This is a genomic window from Paenibacillus sp. BGI2013 (genome assembly GCF_002843485.1).
Lineage (GTDB): Bacteria > Bacillota > Bacilli > Paenibacillales > Paenibacillaceae > Paenibacillus > Paenibacillus amylolyticus.
On record NZ_PJFA01000003.1, the window covers coordinates 306,138 to 328,907 of the forward strand.

The window sequence follows — 22,770 nt, forward strand, 5'->3', positions numbered from 1 at the left end:
GAAAATCCGGTTTTTGAAAGTATAGAAATGACCATTGTCTACCCGCCCGCACTTGACTGGAACCTCTTGTTCCAACGTCCTCAGCAATTGATGACCGCCTTCTCTAATATTCCAGGTATAAGGGCTATCTTTATCAATGAAGAAACGTACAGAAAGCAGACCCGCCCGATTGAAAAGTTAAATGAGGATCTGTTCCTTGTGCAAAAAGGTGTGAACTACGATCACCTGGTGAAAGGAAAGAAGGTACTCTGGTTCTCGAATCCAGGTCAGTACAATTATTCGGATGGACGGAAGTTTGATTTTACCGTATTTGATTACCTTGATAATTCGGCTGATGAGTTTGCTGTGTGGAAATCCTACATCCCGAAATGTTTCGACCGTGCAGATCTTATTGCCACGACTGCCAAGGTGATGTACGAGGCACATAAACATGACGGCAAACCAATCTTTATGTGCCCTAACGGGGCAGATTACCAACATTTTGAGAAAGCGCGGGCAATTCTGCCCAAACCGGCGGACTTCCCCGATGTTCATGATGGGCAAAAGATTGTGGGTTTCCACGGTGCAATGGCATCGTGGGTGGATTATTCGCTGATTACCGCTATTGCAGATAAAGGTTATCGTGTTGTTTTGATTGGAAACAATGCCCTCTATCAAAAAAATATTGTGCATCCCAGTGTGACTTGTCTTCCGCACAAAGATTATAAAGTGCTTCCCGCCTACATTGCTCAATTCGATGTCTGTATCGTGCCATTCAAGCTGACAGAGATGATCCGGGGCTGCGATCCGATCAAGTATTATGAATATTTGTCTGCGGGCAAACCTGTGTTGACGACGCGTATGGAGGAAATTGTTCATAAGTACAGCGATGTAACTTACTTTATGAATCAGCATAATTGCGGGGTGATGTTGGAGAAAGCGATTCGTGAGAATAGTGCTTCCAAAATTGCGGCAAGAGTAAGGGTGGCTAAGTCTAATAGTTGGGATGGCAGGGCAATGGATGCCGTGAAGATGATTAATCAGGTCATAGGAGGTATGAGAAATGAAAAAGGTATTTAAACGAATGTTTGGTAGCCAATCGACTTCACCACCGACAATTGAGCTTGAAGAAATAGAGATTGACGCGACGGAGTTCAATGTTACGACATACACTCCAAACATGGATACAACGATTGTATATCTGCCTGCGATCGATTTCCATAGTGAACGATTCGGGCGTCGACCACAACGGCTGTTAAAAGCACTCGCGGAAGTAGGCTACAATGTAATATATATCAACTCCAGTGATGAGTTCTATCAGGTAGATGCCTTGGAGTATCCCCATCCGGAGCTTCCAAACTTTGTCGTAGCCCGTGTGGGCCATAATGTCCGTACGCTGTTTCAAGGTGATCGCGTAATCTATTGGGTGAACGATAGCCGGCTGGCAAGTTCTGTCGAGACAGCCTATCCTGATCTGGTCGTATTTGATTCGTTGACCGATCCGGATCAGTACGAGAAGCACAAACACAAGATGGAAGCTGTTGCTGACGTTGTCTTCATTACACCCGAGAGAATCTATGAGCATGGCAAATACTGCTCACATGTTCATCTGGTTACTGCCGATGAATTTGAGATCAAAGAACGTGCAGAACAGGTAGCGCAAATTATAGATGCTTTGCCAAACAGAATGACCCCTCTAATGTAGGGGTCTTTTCTTTGACCTTTATTGGACTATTCCTTTTGCAAAGATGACGGTTGCTAATCGTGCTTCAATATATTTCGTTTACATTATCGTTAGGGATTGAAGATAGCGTTCTACACTATAAAAAGCAGAGACGGTGAATAGCCAGACGGATTAAAGAAGGATCTCCCGATCATCAAGTCCTTTAACCTGATCCCGGCTTAAGCAAGTCTCCGTAGCTAAAAATACATACTATCCTAAGGAGTGGACTGTTCAATGGCTAAAAAAATGATTATCAAAGGTGTAGGTACGTTTATGGCTAAACGCCTTCCAAAAGATCCGATGGGCGAAATTGAGGTAGTTACCCTGGGCACCCTGCAAGATCTGAAAATTGACCTTAACGTGGAGCTTGAGGACATCTTTGGTGGTGACGGTCTGTTCGCCATTGATGTACTGGTGAAGTCGAAATCGATCGAAGTATCGGCAACAGATGCTAAATTCGATCTGGATGCGATCCAGCTGATGATGGGTTCAACGGTACAAGAGCAAGTGAAGTCTTATGTATGGGTGCTGAATGAGCAGTCTACAGTGGCTGCAGGCGTTTCCAATTCTGGATTTGCGGAAGCCAAACCGAAGCATGTAAGTGATATCTATGGAAGTAACGGTGACATTACGGTTCGTCTCAAAGATTCCAACACGTTGCTGAAACAACTCACTACTAAAGGAACAGCCGTGGAACCCAATGCGTTCTTCTACGACGAAGCGAACGGTGTAGTCATCCTGAATGCGTTCCATATCGGTAAAGAGATTGTGTTGAACTACAAGCGAGATCAAATTGTAGACATGGTTGATCTGTTGGTTGACGAAGTACCATTCCCAATCTCTGTCGTTCATCACGGGACGTTCCAGCAAAAAGATGGTTCGTATGCAGGTGTTGAAACCGAGCTGTACATGTGCCGTGCAAAAGGTACATTCAGCATCAATGCCCAGCGCGCTGCCGCTTCTGCATCTGCAATCTCTTTGCAGATTCTTGACCCTGAACGTGCTGATGGAAAAATCGGCAGTATCAAACGCTTCAGCGCACCAAGCAAGATCTAATATCTAAATAAAGTTGATTGCTCCTGGCAAGGTATCAAACGGCATCTGTGTCCTCCCCTTCACAGAGCCTTGCCTTGCCAGGTTTTTTATTATATGGGGGAGAATGTCCTGGGGAGGTCTTTAAATTCATGGAAACAGAACAAGAAAAAGCCGAGCGTGAGCTTGCGGAAAAGCTGAATGAGGAAGCGGCGAAACGAATCAAAGATGATCCGGAAAACAAACGGGTGACTCCGGAGGAAGTGGAAGCTGCTGAGCGTGCATTCTTTGAAGATGATGAGATTATTACGCTGAGGGATCGACGGAAATATCGTATTCCGCCATGTAACCTGAAGGATGCCCGCCGTCTGATGAAGTTGCTAAAAACGGTGAATATCGATGCCATTATTCTTAACTTCATTCCGACTGAGAATGATGAACTGGATGAAAAGCGGCAGCAGGATTTATTTGATGTATTGGCAATGGCATTCAAAAACTATCCACATATCGTGACCAAAGATGAGCATGGTGAGTATACCATCAATCGAGAGTATCTGGATGAGTACCTTGATCTGAACACAGCTCGCAAAGTCATTGATATGCTCATTGGACTCAATGGTTTAAAAAAGTAGAACGCACCGAGGGGGAGTCTTTGGAGGGAACCGAAATCCGTGATACGGAAACACAGGAACCTGTTCACTGGGGAGAAATCTTCTTCACCCTCCATAAACACTGTGGGCTGAACAAGTGGGAGATTTGGGAGTACACACTCCCTCAGGTTGCGGAGCTGTGCAAGTCAGCCGAGAAATATATTCAATTTGAGGTTGAGCTTATGACAGCACCTCTTCGCATGTTCGGTGGCGGTGGGGGCGAGGAAGTCGAAGAAGATGGGACCGTCAGACGTAAAAGAACCTTCAATGACGAGGATTACGCAGAGATATCAGAAGATGATATCGGTATGCTTGCACAAGCGCTCGGAGGATAAGAGAGAGATATCCCGTTTTGCCTAAATGAAGGTAGAACGGGATTTATGCATAAAGGCGGTGATTCTTTTGACTGAAACAGAAGGACAAGGAGATAAACATTCCTTAACACAAGAAATATTAACGGATAAGGATCAATTAACTGGACAAAACGCAGTACTGAAAGAGAGTTCCCCTTCAGGCGTTAGCACACTGATTAGACGAGTGGAGACAATCAGAAGTGATATGCAGTCGCAAATGATTGAAACATTGACTACCGATTTGGAGCACTTTTATCGTGGAGCGTTCAGTGAAATGAAGGATGTATCTGCAGCTGGCTCACAGGGGTTGATAGACTCCGTGATGAATACGATGAAATATATTTCAGCAGGTGAAACCAAGGGGTATTCAACAACATTACTTAAGAAATCCCTTGACTCGTCGCAGCAGATGGATCAACAGATAAGCCGGGCCGACCAAAATTTGGAGCTTAGATCGTCTGGGACTACAAATGGCAGTGGGCAATTCACACAAACCGGAACGGTCAAAAATCTGCAACGAATTGCACTGAAACATGGTATGGATCAGGAAGATGTAGGTCTTGCCTATCGTATTGGTTCTCGTAATTATGATCATTCATCTGAAGCTGTCGCGTTTGCTGAAGAAGTAGCCAAGCTGCATTCAGTGGGCAATATGGATGTAGAACAGACGGCAACAGGTCTGGAAGCTGTTACTCCGGCATGGGGAAGCAGTAGCTTTGATCTGTCCCAAGTCACAGACATGATGATCAGAGCTTCAACGATGTTGGATGTTGGCATTCAGGACTTGATGGATATGATGCGTCAGACCCTTCCAATGGCTGGTAACCCTGATGGAACGCTTGCACAAGAGGATGCATTAGCCAACTGGATTAGCAAGGCTGGATTGTTGGTTCAGTCAAAAGGAGATCATCCTCAGCAGGGCTTTGCATCGAATCGAGTTAGATTCGATCTTCTTGCTGAACAATTGAAGGCTTCGGATGCAAACGCGTCGGTCCATCAGCGCACTGGAAGCAGAGACAACCTTCAATTCCGACAACGACAGATCGAAATCGCATTTCAGATTGCAACACATGAGGCGATGCAAGGGTTGAAAGAGGAATTTGCCGAGCTGGGCGATTATCTTATCGCAGTCATGCGGTTAATTGGAGATCGTACGGGTGGCATTGTTGATCATATGGAAGTGCTTAACCGAATTATGGATGAAGTCGGAGTTCAGGTTGCGTGGGATAAGTTCGGTGAAGTGATGAATGAAGGCGATCAGAAGCGATACGGTGCTACAAATACGGATCCAGGGGAAGTCGAAAATACGGGGAGCAACGTTCCCGAGCCACTTCGAGTCACGGATGTGCAACGTGCTGGTGTAGCGCAAGAAATGGGCAGACAGCAGAGTCGTCTACAGACTCTGGATCATCGCAGAACAGAAATTCAAAGTAGGGCCGCAGCCAAGCAAGGTGAGGTACTTCAGGCTCGGACTAACCGAGATCATCAACATAAAATGTACAATCAGGCTATACAAGATGGGGATACAGCGGCTTCTTCCATTCATGCAGAAGAACGTGACGAAGCTGAGAAGCGAGTCAAAACGTATAGTCGAGAACTTCTTCTGTTGCGAGAAGAAATGCATTCACTCGATATTCAGATTGCAAAGACGAAGCGAAGCCTTGAGTTTCTAGGGCGAGAGTTGGATGACACGAGTAGAGCAATGATGCAACTTGAACACCAAGCTAGAGTTTTGATGATGGCGATGGATGACATGGACCTCGATGCGGTTGAACTACGAAATAAGTTGTATTTCCTTAATGCTGAGTTTACATACGGTTCAACCGATGTTCAACGGTACGAATCCGAGATCCAGAAGCTGCGTAAACAGTCAACTCTATTGAATGATGTTCTCTCCACATTGAGAACCGAAGTCAATGAGTTAAATGCTTCTTTTAGACAAGGCATGATCGATGCTACAGCATACATATCCAAACTGAAGGAACTTGAACAGGTTCAGCTCGCGAGTATGATGAGTGGTCCAGGAGGATTGTTAGTTACTCAAGGTGCAGGAAGCGTTGGATCCCCTGGATCCCCTGTTAAGGATGACAAGGAAGAACCCAAGAACAAAACCTTTGTAGCTCGTCATGAAGACCTGATCAAAGATGTCATGAAAGACGCGATAATGGATGAATTCAATCCGGGGGGCGACTCGAAAAAAGGGAATAAAAACACACCCAAAAGAGGTCTTCTTTCCAGATTTAAGGATATGAAAGATACAGGCAATCGCAAAGCATTTTTTGATAGCAATGCCCCGATCCGTAATAAAGATGGAAATATTCTTCGAGATAGACAAGGCAACTCGATTACTCAGCGTGACATCAATGCGGAGCAAGCTGCCCGTGGGATTAAAACACCCGGAAAATTTTCGAAATTAGTCAAATCCGGCGGGAGATTATTGAGGCCTTTAAAAGCTGTACCAGCACTTGGGTTAGCGATGACCGCTATGGATGTCGTCTCTGGTCTTGTCGATCCATTAAACAACATGGGGAAGTCAGAAGCGGAGAAGCAGAGTATTCGCGCAACCAATAAAGAAGAGTTGGCCAAAGATTTCAAGGATATGGAGCAGTCATCTTTTGTAGGGAAAGTGTGGAAAGGGTTAAACCTGGGGATGGATGCTGCTGTGTCTGGCACAATGAGTTCAATATTCGGAAAAAGTGCTACCAATAACAAGTTCGGGGATTACTGGAAGGGATTTAAGGCGGTATGGAGCGAAGACGGCGGAGATGCAGTTGAGAAGAAACTGGGCAAGGAATACAACTATAAGCAGGAGAAAAAAGAAGCCCAGATTCAAATGGATAAAGAGTCTGGAAAACCGCCTGGGGACAACAAACAACAACCACCGCAGATACAATATATTCAACCTCAAATGCAGTATATTCCTGCTGCGGGTGGAATAGGAACTATTGCTAACGGTTATAGGCCACAGCCGCAAAGCAATGGTATTGATGAAATGATCGCCAAGATTAATCGGCAGCTTAACAAATCGACAAGTGATAACGAAACCAATTACCAAGTCACTCGATCCCGCCTGTTGATTAGTGGTGTTCGCGAAGATTCTGGTCAGATGCGCGCGCTAATGGAGAAATATTTGCAAGAGAATATCAAGTTCTTCGATAAGGCCATTGCAAGTTTACAGAAGACGTACGACAAGATGGCTGAAGGTAAGGATAAAGATGAACTGGGCCTGGAGATCAATGAGAAGAAACAGCAGAAGGCACAATCAGAGCTTGAACTGAATGGTGTTAAAAACAGCCAGATTGATGAGCTTAGACGCAAGATGAATGATCAGTTTGAGTTGACACAGTTGGATTATGATAAACGAATGTATGATCTTCTTGCGGCTAATGGGGGTAAGGAAGATGCACCAGAATTAATTGCATTGAACAAATCCCGTGCATCTGAAATGAATTCACAAATAAGTTCGATCAAGCAAGATTGGAAGAATCTGCTGAATAGTGGTGTGTTTAAACCAGGGTCAAATGAATATATGGAGATTTTTAAACAAATCCAAGCATTGGGTGTAGAACAGTCCAAAAATTTGTATGAAATTAGCAAAAAAATGGATAAACCGATATCTTCATTCAACATTCCATCAGGTCTTAAGGTCATGGATTACTTTGACTACATGACGACGAACAATACACATAAAAGTGTGATGGTTGGCTCAGGTGATGTCACGGTTCATGTGAACATCGATAATATGACAGGCAGTACAAAAGATGTGGAGAGACTGACATCTACGTTGGACAAGACACTGCGGCAGAACAGTCCTGGTATTGCAAACCGAATGGCCAGCAATGTTGGTGCGGGAATGGGAAGGAATTACCCCAGATAAAATAGGTTAGGAGGGCATCTGATATGACTCAGCAAGATCCGTTTGGCTTAGTTAATGACCGGTATAAAAGAAAGCTGTATGTAGATACAGGCATGAAGTTCGAGCTAGTGAACGGAAGAATTATTGATCCGTACTCTTCACCTTCGCCCAATCCGCAAGTGAGGGAAATTAAAATGATTAATGCACCCTCACATTTTCATCAAATGGGAGTGTCTTCATACAAGGCAATTATTAATTTTCTATTTAAAGACAAGCAGGCCTATCACAACTACGTCATGTACGTAGGCTGGACGCACAAATTTTATGATGAGAAGGGTAATATCTATGTTGGTGTTGTAGAGTCCATCAAAGTTGACCCTATTTTCTACCATCAGGATACGATGGATAAAGATCAGAAGGGGTACAAGGTCGAATTGACCATGACCCTGATCAAAAAAGATGGATATGACCGTAAGAGTGCAATACAGTTTCAGGATTTACAGACAACAGAAGGGAAGGACCACTGGGCAAGAGATTCCATTGAACGCTTGGCTGATTTGGGACTGACGGTTATAACACAATTGGATGGCAAACCCATTCTATATTTCAGACCGGAAAACTTCATAACCAGAGCAGAGTTTGTTACTTTCCTGATGCGTACTAAACGTTTGCTGGAACGAACAATTCGAGAGTAGGGTGACCTACTCTCTTTTCTGTCTATTCTAAAGATAGGAGGTGTTTATCATACGAAAATGGGTTGATGTAAACGAAGGGGACTGGTTCTATAACGATGTTATGGAAGCCACGAATATGGTTTTGGAAGATGGTGAAGTCTTTGTGGCCGGAATCAACTATAACAAGTTTGAGGAAGGCAAGCCTTTTGTATATGAAGAAATCAAAGGGAAAGCGGGGCAAACCTCATTTAGTCTGCCTGTGCTGATTAAACCAACAGATGACAATCCACTGTATGTGTTTATTGACGGTGTTCAAACGATCTACCAAACGGCTGAAACCAATAGTAAGGGATTAACTGATGTGGAGTTGTATACGGGCGTAAAAGCAGGACAGGTGGTGTCCTTCTGTAGTTATGGTGAACCGTTGCTGGACAGTGCTTGGAAAAGGCCGCCCGTCTCCTGGACTGGAGATCTGCCCAGAGCTGAACTTAGTGCAGCGACGACCTATTTCTACGATCCATTCAGTCGTAATCATCAGGAATATTTGTATGCAGCAGGCCAACCGCTTCGCAGACTCAGTATTCCTTCCGAGGTATGGGGTGATACCAAGGGGGATGCCGCGGCGGTAACCAAAATTGCAACAAAGGCTATTGGTTACCGAACGGATGTATATTGTGTCAGCCCGGGGGGATCGGTGTTTCTTCCTTTTAATCTGAACGGTGTCACTTGCAAGTTCAATTATTGGACGAAGAATAACAAATTCAAGAGTGAAGATATCAAAGCGACAACACTCAAACCAGCATACAACAATTGTTTTTTTCCTAATGCCATTATACAGCGGGGAGAAGCATTTCATCTGATTAACAAGTTGCGCAAAGTGTTCTATGCCAGATTTACGGACATGGAAGCACCAACGACGGAGATTAATCAGCCTATTACGGCATTTCAGGGTCAACGGGTGTTTAGACTTAATGGCAATTATCCGGCAGGTAAAAAGAAACTTAAAATTACAGTGAAATTTAAAGACGAAAAAAAAGATAACGTCCCAGAAACACCGGCTTATTCGGAAATTGACAACCACACGGTTGTATTTAATCAACCTTTTTCAGAAGGCGACGAAGTGACATTCTATTATCTCAAAGATGTGAGCGAGAGGTTCGCAGATGTCGGCAAAGCTTCAGCCATTTATTATCAAACCAAAGGTGAGCGGGTAGAACAGTCCAAGGATGCTTTCTGGAAAATAGCCGTCTCGGAAATGGAAGACGAAACATTTGCGAACAATGATCCACTAATTAATGGAATTCCTATCAATAACAAGCTGGATGGTGCAGCGATAGTAACAGATATGGGGAGACCTACAAATGGCACAGAGCAGGCAGAGCTATGGTTCCTTGGAAATTCCGCTATGACCCGGGCTGAAGCCGTAGCTTTCCTGGACCGATTCATGAAATGGACCATCGAGCGATTCAAGTAAGGGGGAGATTACAAAATGATTCCAATTTCGGATGAGGTTATGAATGTGCTGTCCCAACGTCTGAAGCTGGGGGAAGGAGCACTTCCCAATATCCGTGTCGAAGTAGATCGGCTGGCCTTTATCCCGGGACGGACAGAAGAGTTCAGGCATATCGTAACCGAGCAAGTACCCATCATCAGTACAGAATCCGTTTGGGTAGATGAGTCGAGTAATGGTATATATAACGGTTCTACTCAAGCGAATGCTCAGGAGATTTGTTTTCCGATCAAGGGTAAAACGCTGATTACCACTCCTGTTACAGATGAATTTGGTGCTCCTCGTAATAGCGCGTCAAAAATTCACCGAGGCATCGATTTGTCGGAGAAGATCGGAACGCCAATTTTGGCTGCATGGGCCGGAAAAGTAGTCCGAACATCCTTGAATAAAACAGAAGGTGCCGGTAATGCCGTAAATATAAGACATGATAATGGTGTTATCACCAAATATTTTCATCTGAAAGAAATTCTCTGTTCGGTGGATGATGAAGTAGCTCAAGGGGCTGTCATTGGAACGCTGGGCAATACAGGTGGCGTGTATACCGGTGGTCATAAGGTGTCTGCGGCAGAACGTGCGGCGGGCAAGGGAAAACATCTGCATTTTGAAATTTGGGAAGGAGTCAATCCAACAACGAGAACCGGAGAGGGCGGCAAGCCAGTTGATCCTAGATTATATCTGAGCGGACAGCGCAAACTGCATGGAAATGCGAAAACAACATTTACTGATGTAAAGCCGGTTCAAGTCGAGGGATATCCCGGAGAGATTAAACTGAATGAGAAGTTCGACAAGCGAAACTGGCATGAGAAAGACGTTTATACAACCGGATTGAAATTTTCGGATTATGCCAAGATTGAATCGGGCTGGACTATGTTTGATTCAGGAGGCAAGTTACTGTATACGTTTGAAGGCAAAGCCGCCGTAGCTGAATTTGAGATTAACGTGACAAAACTGAGTATGCCCACGCAAGGGCTGCTTAGTATTGGAATGGGGACTAATTTTAGTGAAGCAGAAGGGGATTCTTTCGCGGTGGTGATTGATGGTAAAACGTATGCCTATGTGAATAAGTTTAACGGGGCATATGATCTGACCAAACTGACGGAATTGAATAATATTGTGATCCCTGCAAAAGCCAAGAGTATCAAGATTAAGGTGACCTATGGGGGCAAACAAAACTCCACTGTCCCAACCGGGTCTGTTCCTGCTTCGAGTAAGAAGTATAAAAAATTCGCCATTGATTATATTCGCATACAAGAGTTGTTGCCTGCTCCGTTGAAGAATCAAAAGAGTGAAGAAGGGCTAGATCCGTCCAAAGGATATTATCAAACGAACAGCTACGGAGATTTTATCAATAATAGAAGGACAGAGACGGATGTTATTCAGGTCGGGTCTTTTGTCTATATGGACACGCAGGTTCTTCCCAATATCATTAGTGCCGAAATTGATGATCAGTTTGATTCTGAAGCCAGGGAAGCACGACTGACGATCTCCAATCCGAGAGGATTCTTCTCTCCGGATTATAATCCTGCTCATTTTCCCGAGCTTGGTGGTGTACCGTCTCCATGGTCTTATTTTGCAAACGGATTCCATATCGGGGTTCTGAGTGAAAATACACCGATACGCATATATATGGGATATGGTCAGCACATGATGCGGGTATTTACGGGACTGATTGACAAGGTGGACATCAATGGCGAAGGCTCCACGCTGGAGATTACGGCCCGAGATATGTACAAGCGCATTATCGAGAAAGTCATTTCCGAGAAAAAAGCCTATCCAGAGGTAGAAGAGATTGATAATGTGCCAGATCCGGTGCCGCCTGCAGCAGCTGGCACGGACCGGACATCATCCATAATTCAGGCTGCACAGGCCCAAGCTGCAGTGTATGGTGTGCCTGATCATAAGTTTTTGCTTGCGATATGCAGGCACGAGACCGTTCTCGGAACACAGGGGAAGGGTAAAGATGAGAACGGAAGCTTTATTCTTGGATATGGCTGTCCTAGTGAGGGACCGTGTACTGATAAATACGCAGGTATTCAGGAGCAAATGAAGCGCGGAGCAGAACGGATGTCCAAAGCACTAGCTTCCAGAGGTAAAAAAGTGACTTCAAAAGCCGATGTACTTTATTTCCACAATGGTGGAGACATTGCTCCCATGACCTGGAGTCAAGATCGGGAGAATTGGGTGGACAAGGTATGGACCTATTATCAGGAGATGCTCGCAGATCCGGCAAGCTGGACCATTACAGCAACCTCCACCCCGGCAGTTACACCAACACCAGCTCAGCCTGTAGAATTTGAAAAGCCTGCTTGGGTCAAATCAACGGTTGTACTAGATCTGGTTAAACATGCGGGTATGGTGGGTTGGCGGGCAACCAGTAAGGATCGCTCTTATCCTGACTACGTGATTGACGAGACCTATCTGATTGAAGTGAATCAAAAGACGGGCAGGGTCATTGTCCCCGTACCGGGTCAGGAAGGTGAGTTTGAAGTTAAGGACGCAAGCACGGTGCTGACACCGAACGGATGGCTTAATCCATTTATTGAGGAGTATGGCAAGACGTTTGAGCAATGGTCTGCCAAAGTTACGGAAGCTGTTCAGGAGGTGATCTCGGAGATTCCGTATCGAAGCTACTGTGACCGTTATGGTACGTACCGACTGGAGCGCTTAAATTATGACAAACCGGTCGTGACAGAGTTTTCTGAGAATGACAATCTGATCTCCATTACCAAATCCACGGATTGGTCCAGAGGAAGAAGCCACATTGTTGTTATTGACTCGAATGATATTCAGAGCAGTTTCGTAGACAAGGAGATTTTGCTCGAACTCAAAGGAGAAATCCGAACCATGGTGCTGGCCGTTCCTTGGGCGAAGACGGTTGAAGCCAAAAGACAGGTGGCAGAACGAGCTTTTTTTGATATGAAACGTATGTGCCGTACGTTACAGGTATCCATTCCTGCGAATCCTGCGCTTGATCTGCTCGACAACGTCATTGTGACGGATAAAACGACCACCACACGGGCTGTATATACGATTAAAAGTATTAAAACCAGTTATTCGGTCGACCGTGGCATGTTACAGGTCATTGATATGATGTGGGCAAGAAAGGGAGTGATGGTGTAATGGCCGGCATTGTGAATGAAAATATTGTATTTCCCGTGCTGGATCTAATCCACCGGGAGCTTCGCAAATATAGCAGTATCTCCAATTCAAATGTTTCTCCTCTTGAAGGTGAACCTTCCGTTACATTATATCGGGAGCATATGCAGGACCCGGACAGAGTGACAGGGGCAGACCTCTTGTATGAATCAGCATGGAAGGTCTCGATCTGGATGAAGTTTGGCTCAGAGGAGGAGGAAGACTTTCCTTCAGGGGTGGGCTATTCCCACCCGGATTATGATTATTACAAGTATTACAGGCTAACGCAGGTGACGGCCCGTACATATGATCCAGCTGGAGAGTCCATGTTCACTTACAATATTGGTCTAAATTATGATGACGAAGGACGCTTAACTGGAACGAGCGTAAGTCGTATATAACATGTAGGAGGTGGTTCCATGGCATTTAATGTATCTTACATCGCGGGTGGCGTCATCGACAAAGTGCGCGAGCTGCCGTACCCACACTTCAGTAAAAAGACGATCCCGTTCATTCGGGGACAGATGTTGGACATTCCGGCGGCGAAGACCACCAAGTCTGATACGTTCACCTTGGCGTATGACACAGAGTTCCTGAGCATTGCGTTTGCTGCGAGCCACTACTGTGTCGGCGATTACTGGGAGCTGATGATCGGGACGGAGAAGGTATGTCGTACCATCTATACGAAGGAACTTCCCGAGTCGGTTTCCATGGGTAACAGTTTCGGAATTGTCTACCCGATTCCGGCGGGAACGACCATCACGTTTGACTTTTTTAACGCGGTGGCTGAAGCCAAGTCGGTCTGGTACAACATCAAATTTTTGAGATAAGGAGGGTGACGATGGCACTGCAAAAACCGCAGACGAACTTTGCCGCTTATATTGACGGAGAGTCGGAAGCACAAAAACTAATTAACACGCTGGCCGATGAAATCGTAGGTGCTGATATTCCCAAAGTAGAGGGCGGGATTGACGCCAATCGCTGGGAGAAAGTCTACGAATCTAGCGGAGCTGAGTGGGTGACCTACAGTAAAAGTTATCACAAAGGAATTGTTGGCATGTACACCCATTCGGATGGAAATCAGTATGAAGTATACAAAATTCCGGATTGGACGGAAGCCAAAAGTTACACAGGAGACTCTGCTCTAGATGCGGATGGATGTTTATGGGAAGTAAGGCAAACCTATTTTGACGAAGCAGTGGAAGGCATGACTCAACCAGGCACAGCAAACATCGGAAAAACTTACGGCAATTATAAGACAGGACGTAAAATTCAGGTTTTACAATTTAATTACCAAGACACTCAGACAAATGAAACAAAATATGTTGATGTTCCTGGCTGCTTGGTAACCGTTGTTTTAGATAATTCAGTTCCAGACGGGTACAGAGCGTATCTGGTGCGTCAGGTAATTGGAAAACTCGATGGAACAACAAAGCCATCAAAAGAGTGGAACCAGTTTGAGATTGTTACAGAAATGCCAACTGATTGGGCGTACGCAATCAAGCTTGCACCGAAAGGAAAGTTTCAATACAACTTTTCAAGACCAGATAATTATTATGACAGGAGTCCGTATTGGGCGTGGGGAGCAATTGTTGATAGTTTTTATGAACCTGTAAAGCAACTTTACAAGTTCGATGAACTGTTCTATACAGCTGATGTATTGAACAATGTAACTGCTCAGACCGTAGTGAAAGCAACTCCTACAGTTCCCACAGGGATTCAGGTTCGAGATTATTATGTCATGTTTGAGCAGCCACCCAATGACTGGAATTACATTAACATCTACTATGGAGAAGGTTTCGAGGGGAAAGTTGCTCAAGGAAGCCAGAGCGAAACGTATGATGGGATCTGTGATCCTGCAACCATAACGATTGGGAAAGCACCTACAGTCATTGACCAATTGAAGGCACATTATATGTATTTAACATGGAATGATTCATCAGCCATTAAACCTTTCATCCCACCATCCACGAAGTGGAAGCTGGATTATGACGGCAAGACAGAGATCGTAAGCCCGGCAGCTCGATTTTTCCACGGACGACATTCTACCACGTCATGGTTGCCTAACAAAAAACGCAGACCGGATTACCTGGTAGCTTACACTTTATCGGTAAACAATGATCGAGTAGTTCTTGTTCTGGAAGGTGATCCTTCTCCGAATATTCATAGCTATTACCGCAGTTTTGGATACATAGGCAAGATCGTTCCGTTCAATGATTACGACCATGGAGGAAACTTTGGTGTCACCGTTGGCATGGGTGATCTGCGAACAGATATGACAGGTTATACGAAAAATGATATTCTCACGGATCTTAATCCGGATATCTATGCCAAATACGGTGAGTACACTTCAAATGGTATGGACTCCATGTCCATGTTGAAGACACGCAGTAATGTCTTGTTCCAGCGGTATTACCCGGCATTTATTTCGCATCTTCCGAACTATCCTTCTGTGGGTAAACTTCCCCCGGGCCTCTCGAAATTGATTGTAGATACGGATGGGTTCCAGAAATCTCTCTGGACAGGAAAGTATCACGCAAGCCCAATCTACCTTGTGCATCAGGCAGAAGGATATCGGGGTTATATGGACGGTGTAGTTGCGATATACGACCATAATTTGGTCAATCGCGATGAATTAATCGTAGATACAGAAATTCTGAAAGATCCTTCCAAACCTGCGTTGGGTACGTGGACAGAGGTTTACAAGTTTTTCAGTATCAAGAGTCCGTTGAATCTATTCAAGCATTCCCCATCACCAGATGTAATTACGATTGCATTTTTGAAAGAGATAAAATAAGGAGGATTACATAATGGCAAATTTTAAATATGTAGAAACAATCACTACTTCACAGGACGTGTTGACAAAACTGAAAGAGGAAGTTACAGGGTTTAAGAGTTTCCCATTTGAATCCACTGCAGGCGAGTCTCAGGAACAAAATCTGTGGGAAGTATTTTACGAAGAAAAGGACAGTAGTGACCGTATTCAGGAACTTATTCTTCGCGGGATCATGACCATTGGAACACAAGCAACACCGATTACTAAACATTTCTATGTTAGTTTCATTAATCATGCTCTGGTACCACGCGTCGTTGCACCAGTTCCAGCCTATGAGGAGCATAGTACGTTGACTGTTCAGCTGCTTGAAGGATTGGAAGGCAGCGAACCAACTACACTACCAGTTACCACTCGCCCTACATTCAAGCTAACAGGACATCCGGTACTCTACCAATGGGCACTGGAAAACTATACACCAACGGATCGGAATAAAGAAAAACCTGTATACATGTATGTAAATGTCATGAACAATCGTTTGGCGATGGTTCTCGTTGCGGACCCAGCAGTAAACTTCCTTGATTACAAAAAATCCTTCCTGTATGCAGGTGCATTGAAACCGTTCAAATACAACCTGAATGACGTAGACGGAAATGTAATGCTGACAGCTGGAGCAGTAATCGAAGAACCAGATATCTCTCAGATTGCAACAACAGGAACGTATTACTACGGTCAATATACTTCTGCAGGTAACAACACACTTCAGATGTTGAAAACCAAATCAGGTATTGAATTCCAGCAGCACTATCCTTCCTTTATTACTCAAGCTCCACCGAAGGGGAAAGCTTATCAAGATCCGGAATTGGGGGATACGGGGTTGGAACTGGAGCCTCAAGGCTTCCAGGCGTCCAAATGGACATCCAAATATCACTTGTCTCCGATCTACGTGGTTCACCCTTACGAGGGCTACCGCGGTCAATTCGACAACTGCATCGCGGTTACGAAGCATAATATCCTTCACCTGGATGAGTTAATTATTGATGTGGAAGGCAAGTCTTGGGACCAAGAAGTGTATCGTTACTTCGATACCGATACAGCGCAGAATTTCATGAATCTGTCTGCCAACCAACGTATGGGTGTGGCTATTCTGAAGGAAGTCCGTTATACGGCGTAAGTTAAACTGAATCAAAACTGAGTCGTATAGATTCAGTGAGAGGGAACTTTCTGAGACTCCACTCAGGGGTTCCCTTTTTTTTAGTTGGAAGGGGGCAGTAACGTGAGTCAAGTAGTCAATAAGTTTGATTTCACCGTTATAGATTACACGACAACTCAGTACGGTTACCTGTTTACAGTCGGAACTACAGGAAGCAGGCCTGAGGATTATCGATTTATATACATGCCTTACAGCCGGTATCCAAGTGTCCTGATGCTTGATTTTTACATGGCAAGATCGATCTCACATGGATTTAATCATCAACTTGTGGAAGCGATTCGCAAGGATCTGGAAGGAGAAGAACGATTTATTGTCCTAAGTGAAGCTAAACAGGATAAAGAAGGACTTCTGCACAGTTCCATGGAAGGATCGAGCTCAGGTACCAAGCAAGGCGATGTCATGGAATTTTCGTTTGAAATGCAGCGGTCTGCGTTAATTGAAGCTTTGGAGATGGATCATCAAGATGAGGGCCACAGACCCGGAGGTTTAAAGGACTCATTCATTCCTGAAGATATGTCAGAGGGCTGGCGCGTAGATAACGATAAAGAGCTGAAGATTGTCCGTAATTTGGGTTTAACTCGTAACTTTGTTAAGAATCTGGATAAGCTGGAGCCTGGAAAAATCAGTTTCAGGGTTAGTGAATTTGGGATGATTGCGGACTATGCAGATAGTGCAGAGCAAGATAACAGCTCTGAACTGGTGATTAAACAATTGATACACTCTGTTCGAAACGATAAACCGGATATGGATGTGGCAGAGGTTTTCGAGAAAGTGGAGAAGATCATTGGACGCCGGGCACAAAATGACTTTTTGTTAGAAGCCATTCAAGACCACTTCAGAAGTACAGAACTGGAGAGAAGCCTTCAATCCCGGAAGGTAAGCAAACAAGACGTGGAAATTCTATATCAGGATCTGCTAGGTTTACGTGATGTTCATAAAGAAACATTTGCTGAACAAGCTACCATGATTGGGAAAAGGGTAGATGATCATCAGCAATTATCCATTCTCTCTGATATGTCGACTGCTTATATTCGTAGATTTCAGGAAATAAAGTATATGCACCTTGATCGGACGTTGCCGTTAGCCCAAAGAGTGGATAACATTTCACAATTGACACTCATGCAGACACTGGGAACAGCTGTGCGAGCAACAACGTTTGGTGGAACGACTACAGGCAAAATTGTTCAAGCAATGAGAGACAACGAAGAGAATATGTTTCTTTCACAACTGAATCATGCTACGAGGGTTATTAAGAATGAAATGACAACTCACGAGAATGTACTTGCCAAACTGAAGGATCGTCAGTACCCGACTGTTCTACATACCGAAATGAGAAGTACGCGAGAAGTCAACAAGCAACTTTACTTTCATGATGATCTCAGTCAAAGCAGCCGTGACCAACATCGAAATGCGTTAGTCTTTCGTCCGAGTGATACCCTTTGGCATCCGCTCCAAGCTCACAGAATTATAGACAAACATCCGGCAACTACAGCATCCGGTATCATTTTGGCATCCAGAGATATAGGGACTATTACGGATGTGGAAAGGCAATTTCCTTGGGCTGTTCGAGATCAAGCGGAAGATATGAACGTCATGGGTGATCTGACTACGGGGCAAAGAGTTTATTTGGAGAAAATGTATATTGAGCACGAGCATCCTAAGGCACGACGAATTTATGTGGTTCATAGTGAGGTGGACCGTCATGCAGAACAGGCTTATCGTGAAAGTAAGGAGCACGGTTTTGTTTTCAGAGATTTGCAGGAGAGCAGAAGGATCAGTAAGGTTCCTGGGTATGTAGAGAGGGAGAGTAGGTTAGGCAAACGAGTGACTGCAGAGGCTCTTGAAATACTCAACAAGCAATCACTTGGTGAAAGGGAAAGCAAGTTCGATAGCTATATTGAGGACAAGTTCCATACTGCAAAAACAGAAAAAAGGAATTTGTTCATCCCGAATAGCGAAGAAGGTGCAGAAAGAAAAGCATCCTTTGAAAGTTATACGGCTGGTTCAACAACGGCAGAAAGAGCGTTGGCTCATGATTTGTGGTTACCTGAGTCTGAGGACCATTTGGCTGACAAAGAATTATTACGTTCTACCATGCTCGAAAAGCTAAATTCGTATGGAAAGAACGACGAACAGAAGCATGTACATCTGACAGAGAAACCACTTGTATCACATAGAGATCGTAAAAAGCTACATCTGGAAACGACCCTGCAATCCATCCGAGATAATAGTCGACCAACCATGATTCGGGATGAGCTTTTGGACAATTTGGTTGGTGGAGGATGGTTGGGGAATAAAGCATACCCTGGATATCTGGACGAGGAATTTATCGTAGGGGAGATCTTGGAGAACAGTCCGGCAGTCATCCTGGAAATGATGATGGAAGCTGTGAATAATGCAGACGCTTCGGTTTATTTTGATGAACCGTTTTTGGCTGGGGTTAGAGAGCGGGTAGATGCGTTAATCGATTGTGGGATCTTAACAGCTGATAAAGAAGGAAGCAGATCAGGCATCATTTCCTTTAATTTCGAAGGTGCGAAGGAATCTCAGCTTGGTGATATAGGGACGGAACTCTCAGAAGCATCCAAAGATTTGAGCATAACAGTACTTGAGGATGAATCTCGATCGGCTGAACTGAACAGACGTAATTCTACTCTAGAGACAGACGTTTTCGAGGGAGTGAAAGTAAAGGAAGATCAGCATGGCGAAATTACGGAAGTCATTTACGGCGCAGATTTTAATGCAAGACCGGCTATTATTGAGTTTGAAGATTCATTAGGTTACCTGAATCCTGGAGGGGGATTATTCCCGGATGACCCAGCGTATGAAGGAAGTCAAGTTGAACGCAGAGGACAAACCTTTGATGAGTACGGGATAGGCGCAAAATATAAACGGGACGGAATGGCTCTCGACCATCATATCGTGAGTTCCAACATGAACCGTGAGAGTGTGATTCATACCGAATTTAATATGGGCGGGGTTTCCCGGTATCGATATGGAATAATTGATGATGAATATACCATGGGTGGCACGAACTTACGCCAGATGCTTTTGAACAGCGAATATGCTATTGGAACGTCAAAGACTCGTGATGGATACTCGTATGATCAACAACTTATGGCTACTAATCCAATAAGAGAAGGTTTAATCAGTGGTGAGTACTCCATAGGCACAGCCAAGATCAGACAGTTGTATTTGAATGAGAGCTATTCTATTGGCATGATTGAACCACGTCAGGCAGCTATTGATATAGATTACTCACTGGCGACTTTGAAATGGAGATCTGCGCTGCTCAGCGAGGATTATTCCATAAGCAGCTCGAAATATCGAGATGGAGTAGCTGAGATTGGATATACGCTTGGTTCATCGTGGGCAAGAGAAGGTGCGATGGATATTGAGTTTAACGAAGGTATGCGGCAAGCTTGGGAATCCACGTTGGTAAATATTACTCCTGAAGCGATTAGGGTAGATCAATATGGATCGGTGCAAGATGAGATATCTCTAGCCACTACTGTAATGAAATCTGCGAATCTTGACGATATGCTGACGGCTCATTCAATCATGCGCAAAGGACAATTGAACGTTGAAATCATTTCGGATAACATGAACAGATTATCCCTCATGCTTGAAGATAACCATTTTACAAGAATCGTGAAAGAGGCATCAGTTCATGAAATTGAGAGTGAAGTTGTCAAGTTACGCTTGAGTGAATTGCATGGTGAGGGTTGGTACGGTGGTAAAGGTATCAGAGATACTGACTTGGTCGAACTGATCTATGATTCGATAAAGAGTAAAAAGGATTCAGCACTGGATCATGATGTGATTCTTGCATACAAGCATACTCATGACGCTTACCTTCATGAGACAACTGATAGCACGATTGAAAAGATTGCTAATCTTGAAGAACAACTTATAGCGGATAAACCGCAAAATGGTTACCTTGACCTCACGTTACCACTAGGCGGTACAAATCTGAAATATGCAGATGTTCCAGTGGAATCTGTGGGTGGGACGGGGCTCACTTATGGAGATATACCTGTAGAGATTGTTGGCGGAACAAATCTGAAGTACGGTGATGTTCCGGTTGAGATTGTTGGTGGAACAAACTTGAAGTATGGAACAACAGAGATTGTACTCTCAGCGGACAAACCCCAGTACGGCAATATGGAAGAGAATCTGCTCGCCGACAAACCGCAATATGGATATTTGGAAGAGAACATGTACGGTCTGAAAAATGCCAAAGAATCCACTATTGATGAGCAAATTCATGCGTTTAAAAACGGTAATGAAGCTGATTTGATCCAAACGCTTGAGTTAAATAAAGAGGATAGGTCAGCATTCCTTCATGACAACCTTTTGGGGGTAAAAGCTGAAAGATGGGCGCATACCCATGAGACGATCAATGATGTAGTGAAACTGCGAAATGGATCGTTGGATCAGGACATGTTCTACGGAAACAAGGAATTTAATGAATCCATTTTGGACATGGAACTGGTTGGCTTCCAATATAAACAGCTAGACCTGATCCGAAGCGAATATGCTTACCTTAAAACGAGAGACGTTCATATTGAAGATAATTCGTTCATGAGCTCCAGAAGTTCTTATGACGCGTATAACCATCAATTGGATTCTGGAATGAACTTGTTAAGAAGCACGACTCTGGATTGGGAGCAGTTCGCAGCGGAGAAAATAGATCGATATGGTCATTCACATGAAATGGAAAGTGGCGTTGGGGGTGAGCGAGCTGGTGAGCATTTCGATGGGATATACGGGACCACGCTTCAGAGGTTTGCATTCTCAGGAGACGAGTTAAGTTACGGAAATAGTCTGCCATACACAAGTTACGTTGTTAATGACGGCCAGAGCTTTGGCAGTAAGTTAATAGACCCGGGTTATCTTAGTGAAGATGTTTTTAAAGGGATAACTGAGGAACGTGAATCTAGCATTGCAAGAGAGTTGCCGACTGGAACAGCAAACGCCAGATTGTCTGAAATTGAAGATCCTGATTCTCTCATGGCTTCATTTGAAGAACGCTGTTCTCAAGTCATCACAGGTTTTATTTTCGCTGAAAGACCTGAGAAACGAGCAGAGTATCTGGAACAGTTGCACGCTTTTCTTCCCGAGAGAACAGCTCATCTTATGGAAATGTATCACGAAGCCAAGATGGAACCACGTGAGAGCTTCACACTGAATGATCATCCGGTGGCTGAACGGGAATCCGCTGATGCTTACATTCCGATGATGGACACCATGGCACAGGGTCTCATATTCGATTACTCGGAAGATCTGCTCGATCGAGGGATGGATCCTGAAGATTGGGAAGGTGGTTTGGGTGTGCCGGAGGACTATGATCCGAATGATCCATTTAATGTGTACTATCCGTATTCCAAGGATATGGATGCGCTGGAATTATCCCAGTCTGACGATTGGACTAAATTCGGTCAAGGCGATTGGGATCGGGATCAATTGCTTGGAAAGTTTTATTCTAAGGCAGATACGAAGGACATCAGTGGATGGTACCGCAATAATTTCCTGGCTGAGACGTATAAGTTCTCCATTGATTTCAAGGTGGATGCAAGTACGGATGGGAATGGCGCAGGAATTATTTTCAAATACTTCGATGAAAATAATTATTGGATGTTTATGGTTCACGGAGGAGATAGCGATAACAGTCTGGATATGAGAACGCCGATGCAGCTATATAAAATCGTTGCTGGCAATCCAACTGCAGTGGGTTCTCCGATGCAACCCTTTAAGTGGGAGAAGGAAAAATGGTATACATTGTCCGTGTCGGTCATGAAAAATAAACTCCAGATCTACACAGATTCGAAATTGCAATATGATCTGACGGGCACCGATTAACTCGGTGCTC

At 44.4% G+C, this 22,770-nt stretch carries 14 protein-coding genes; all 14 read left to right on the forward strand.

The window, feature by feature from the left end; genetic code table 11:
- Window positions 1–27 precede the first annotated feature (27 nt).
- The 14 genes from CXK86_RS08770 (at window position 28) to CXK86_RS08835 (ending at window position 22,760) form a co-directional block, all read left to right on the forward strand.
- Complete coding sequence (locus CXK86_RS08770) at window positions 28–1,059, forward strand: glycosyltransferase (protein ID WP_180361740.1); 1,032 nt, start codon at window positions 28–30, stop codon at window positions 1,057–1,059.
- A complete protein-coding gene (locus CXK86_RS08775; RefSeq protein ID WP_101313625.1) occupies window positions 1,043–1,684 on the forward strand; it encodes a hypothetical protein in 642 nt (213 codons plus the stop codon). The genes CXK86_RS08770 and CXK86_RS08775 overlap by 17 nt, the downstream gene beginning before the upstream one ends.
- A 252-nt stretch (window positions 1,685–1,936) precedes the next feature.
- Window positions 1,937–2,758: a hypothetical protein gene (locus tag CXK86_RS08780; protein ID WP_076251153.1), complete on the forward strand. Its 822-nt coding sequence runs from the start codon at window positions 1,937–1,939 to the stop codon at window positions 2,756–2,758.
- Window positions 2,759–2,886: 128 nt separating this feature from the next.
- Entirely contained in the window at window positions 2,887–3,366 is a 480-nt protein-coding gene (locus tag CXK86_RS08785) for a hypothetical protein (protein ID WP_076251155.1), read from the forward strand.
- Window positions 3,367–3,386: 20 nt separating this feature from the next.
- Window positions 3,387–3,719 carry a hypothetical protein gene (locus tag CXK86_RS08790; protein ID WP_235200726.1) on the forward strand — a complete coding sequence of 111 codons (333 nt, stop codon included), beginning with the start codon at window positions 3,387–3,389 and terminating at the stop codon, window positions 3,717–3,719.
- 67 nt (window positions 3,720–3,786) lie between these two features.
- Complete coding sequence (locus tag CXK86_RS08795; protein ID WP_143781243.1) at window positions 3,787–7,614, forward strand: hypothetical protein; 3,828 nt, start codon at window positions 3,787–3,789, stop codon at window positions 7,612–7,614.
- Between the two features lie 23 nt (window positions 7,615–7,637).
- A complete protein-coding gene (locus CXK86_RS08800; protein WP_076251159.1) occupies window positions 7,638–8,288 on the forward strand; it encodes an S-layer homology domain-containing protein in 651 nt (216 codons plus the stop codon).
- 100 nt (window positions 8,289–8,388) lie between these two features.
- Window positions 8,389–9,741 (forward strand): hypothetical protein, encoded by a 1,353-nt coding sequence (locus tag CXK86_RS08805; RefSeq protein ID WP_076251161.1) that lies wholly within the window; start codon window positions 8,389–8,391, stop codon window positions 9,739–9,741.
- A 15-nt stretch (window positions 9,742–9,756) separates the two neighbouring features.
- Entirely contained in the window at window positions 9,757–12,897 is a 3,141-nt protein-coding gene (locus CXK86_RS08810; RefSeq protein WP_076251163.1) for a M23 family metallopeptidase, read from the forward strand.
- A complete protein-coding gene (locus CXK86_RS08815; RefSeq protein WP_076251164.1) occupies window positions 12,897–13,313 on the forward strand; it encodes a hypothetical protein in 417 nt (138 codons plus the stop codon). Before CXK86_RS08810 ends, CXK86_RS08815 begins: the two co-directional genes overlap by 1 nt.
- An 18-nt stretch (window positions 13,314–13,331) precedes the next feature.
- Window positions 13,332–13,742: a hypothetical protein gene (locus tag CXK86_RS08820; RefSeq protein ID WP_076251166.1), complete on the forward strand. Its 411-nt coding sequence runs from the start codon at window positions 13,332–13,334 to the stop codon at window positions 13,740–13,742.
- Between the two features lie 11 nt (window positions 13,743–13,753).
- On the forward strand, window positions 13,754–15,709 hold the full coding sequence (locus tag CXK86_RS08825; protein WP_076251168.1) for a hypothetical protein: 1,956 nt from the start codon (window positions 13,754–13,756) through the stop codon (window positions 15,707–15,709).
- 13 nt (window positions 15,710–15,722) lie between these two features.
- Window positions 15,723–16,859 (forward strand): hypothetical protein, encoded by a 1,137-nt coding sequence (locus CXK86_RS08830; protein ID WP_036607790.1) that lies wholly within the window; start codon window positions 15,723–15,725, stop codon window positions 16,857–16,859.
- Window positions 16,860–16,961: 102 nt separating this feature from the next.
- Window positions 16,962–22,760, forward strand: a complete 5,799-nt coding sequence (locus CXK86_RS08835; protein ID WP_076251170.1) for a hypothetical protein — start codon at window positions 16,962–16,964, stop codon at window positions 22,758–22,760.
- Window positions 22,761–22,770: the final 10 nt, after the last annotated feature.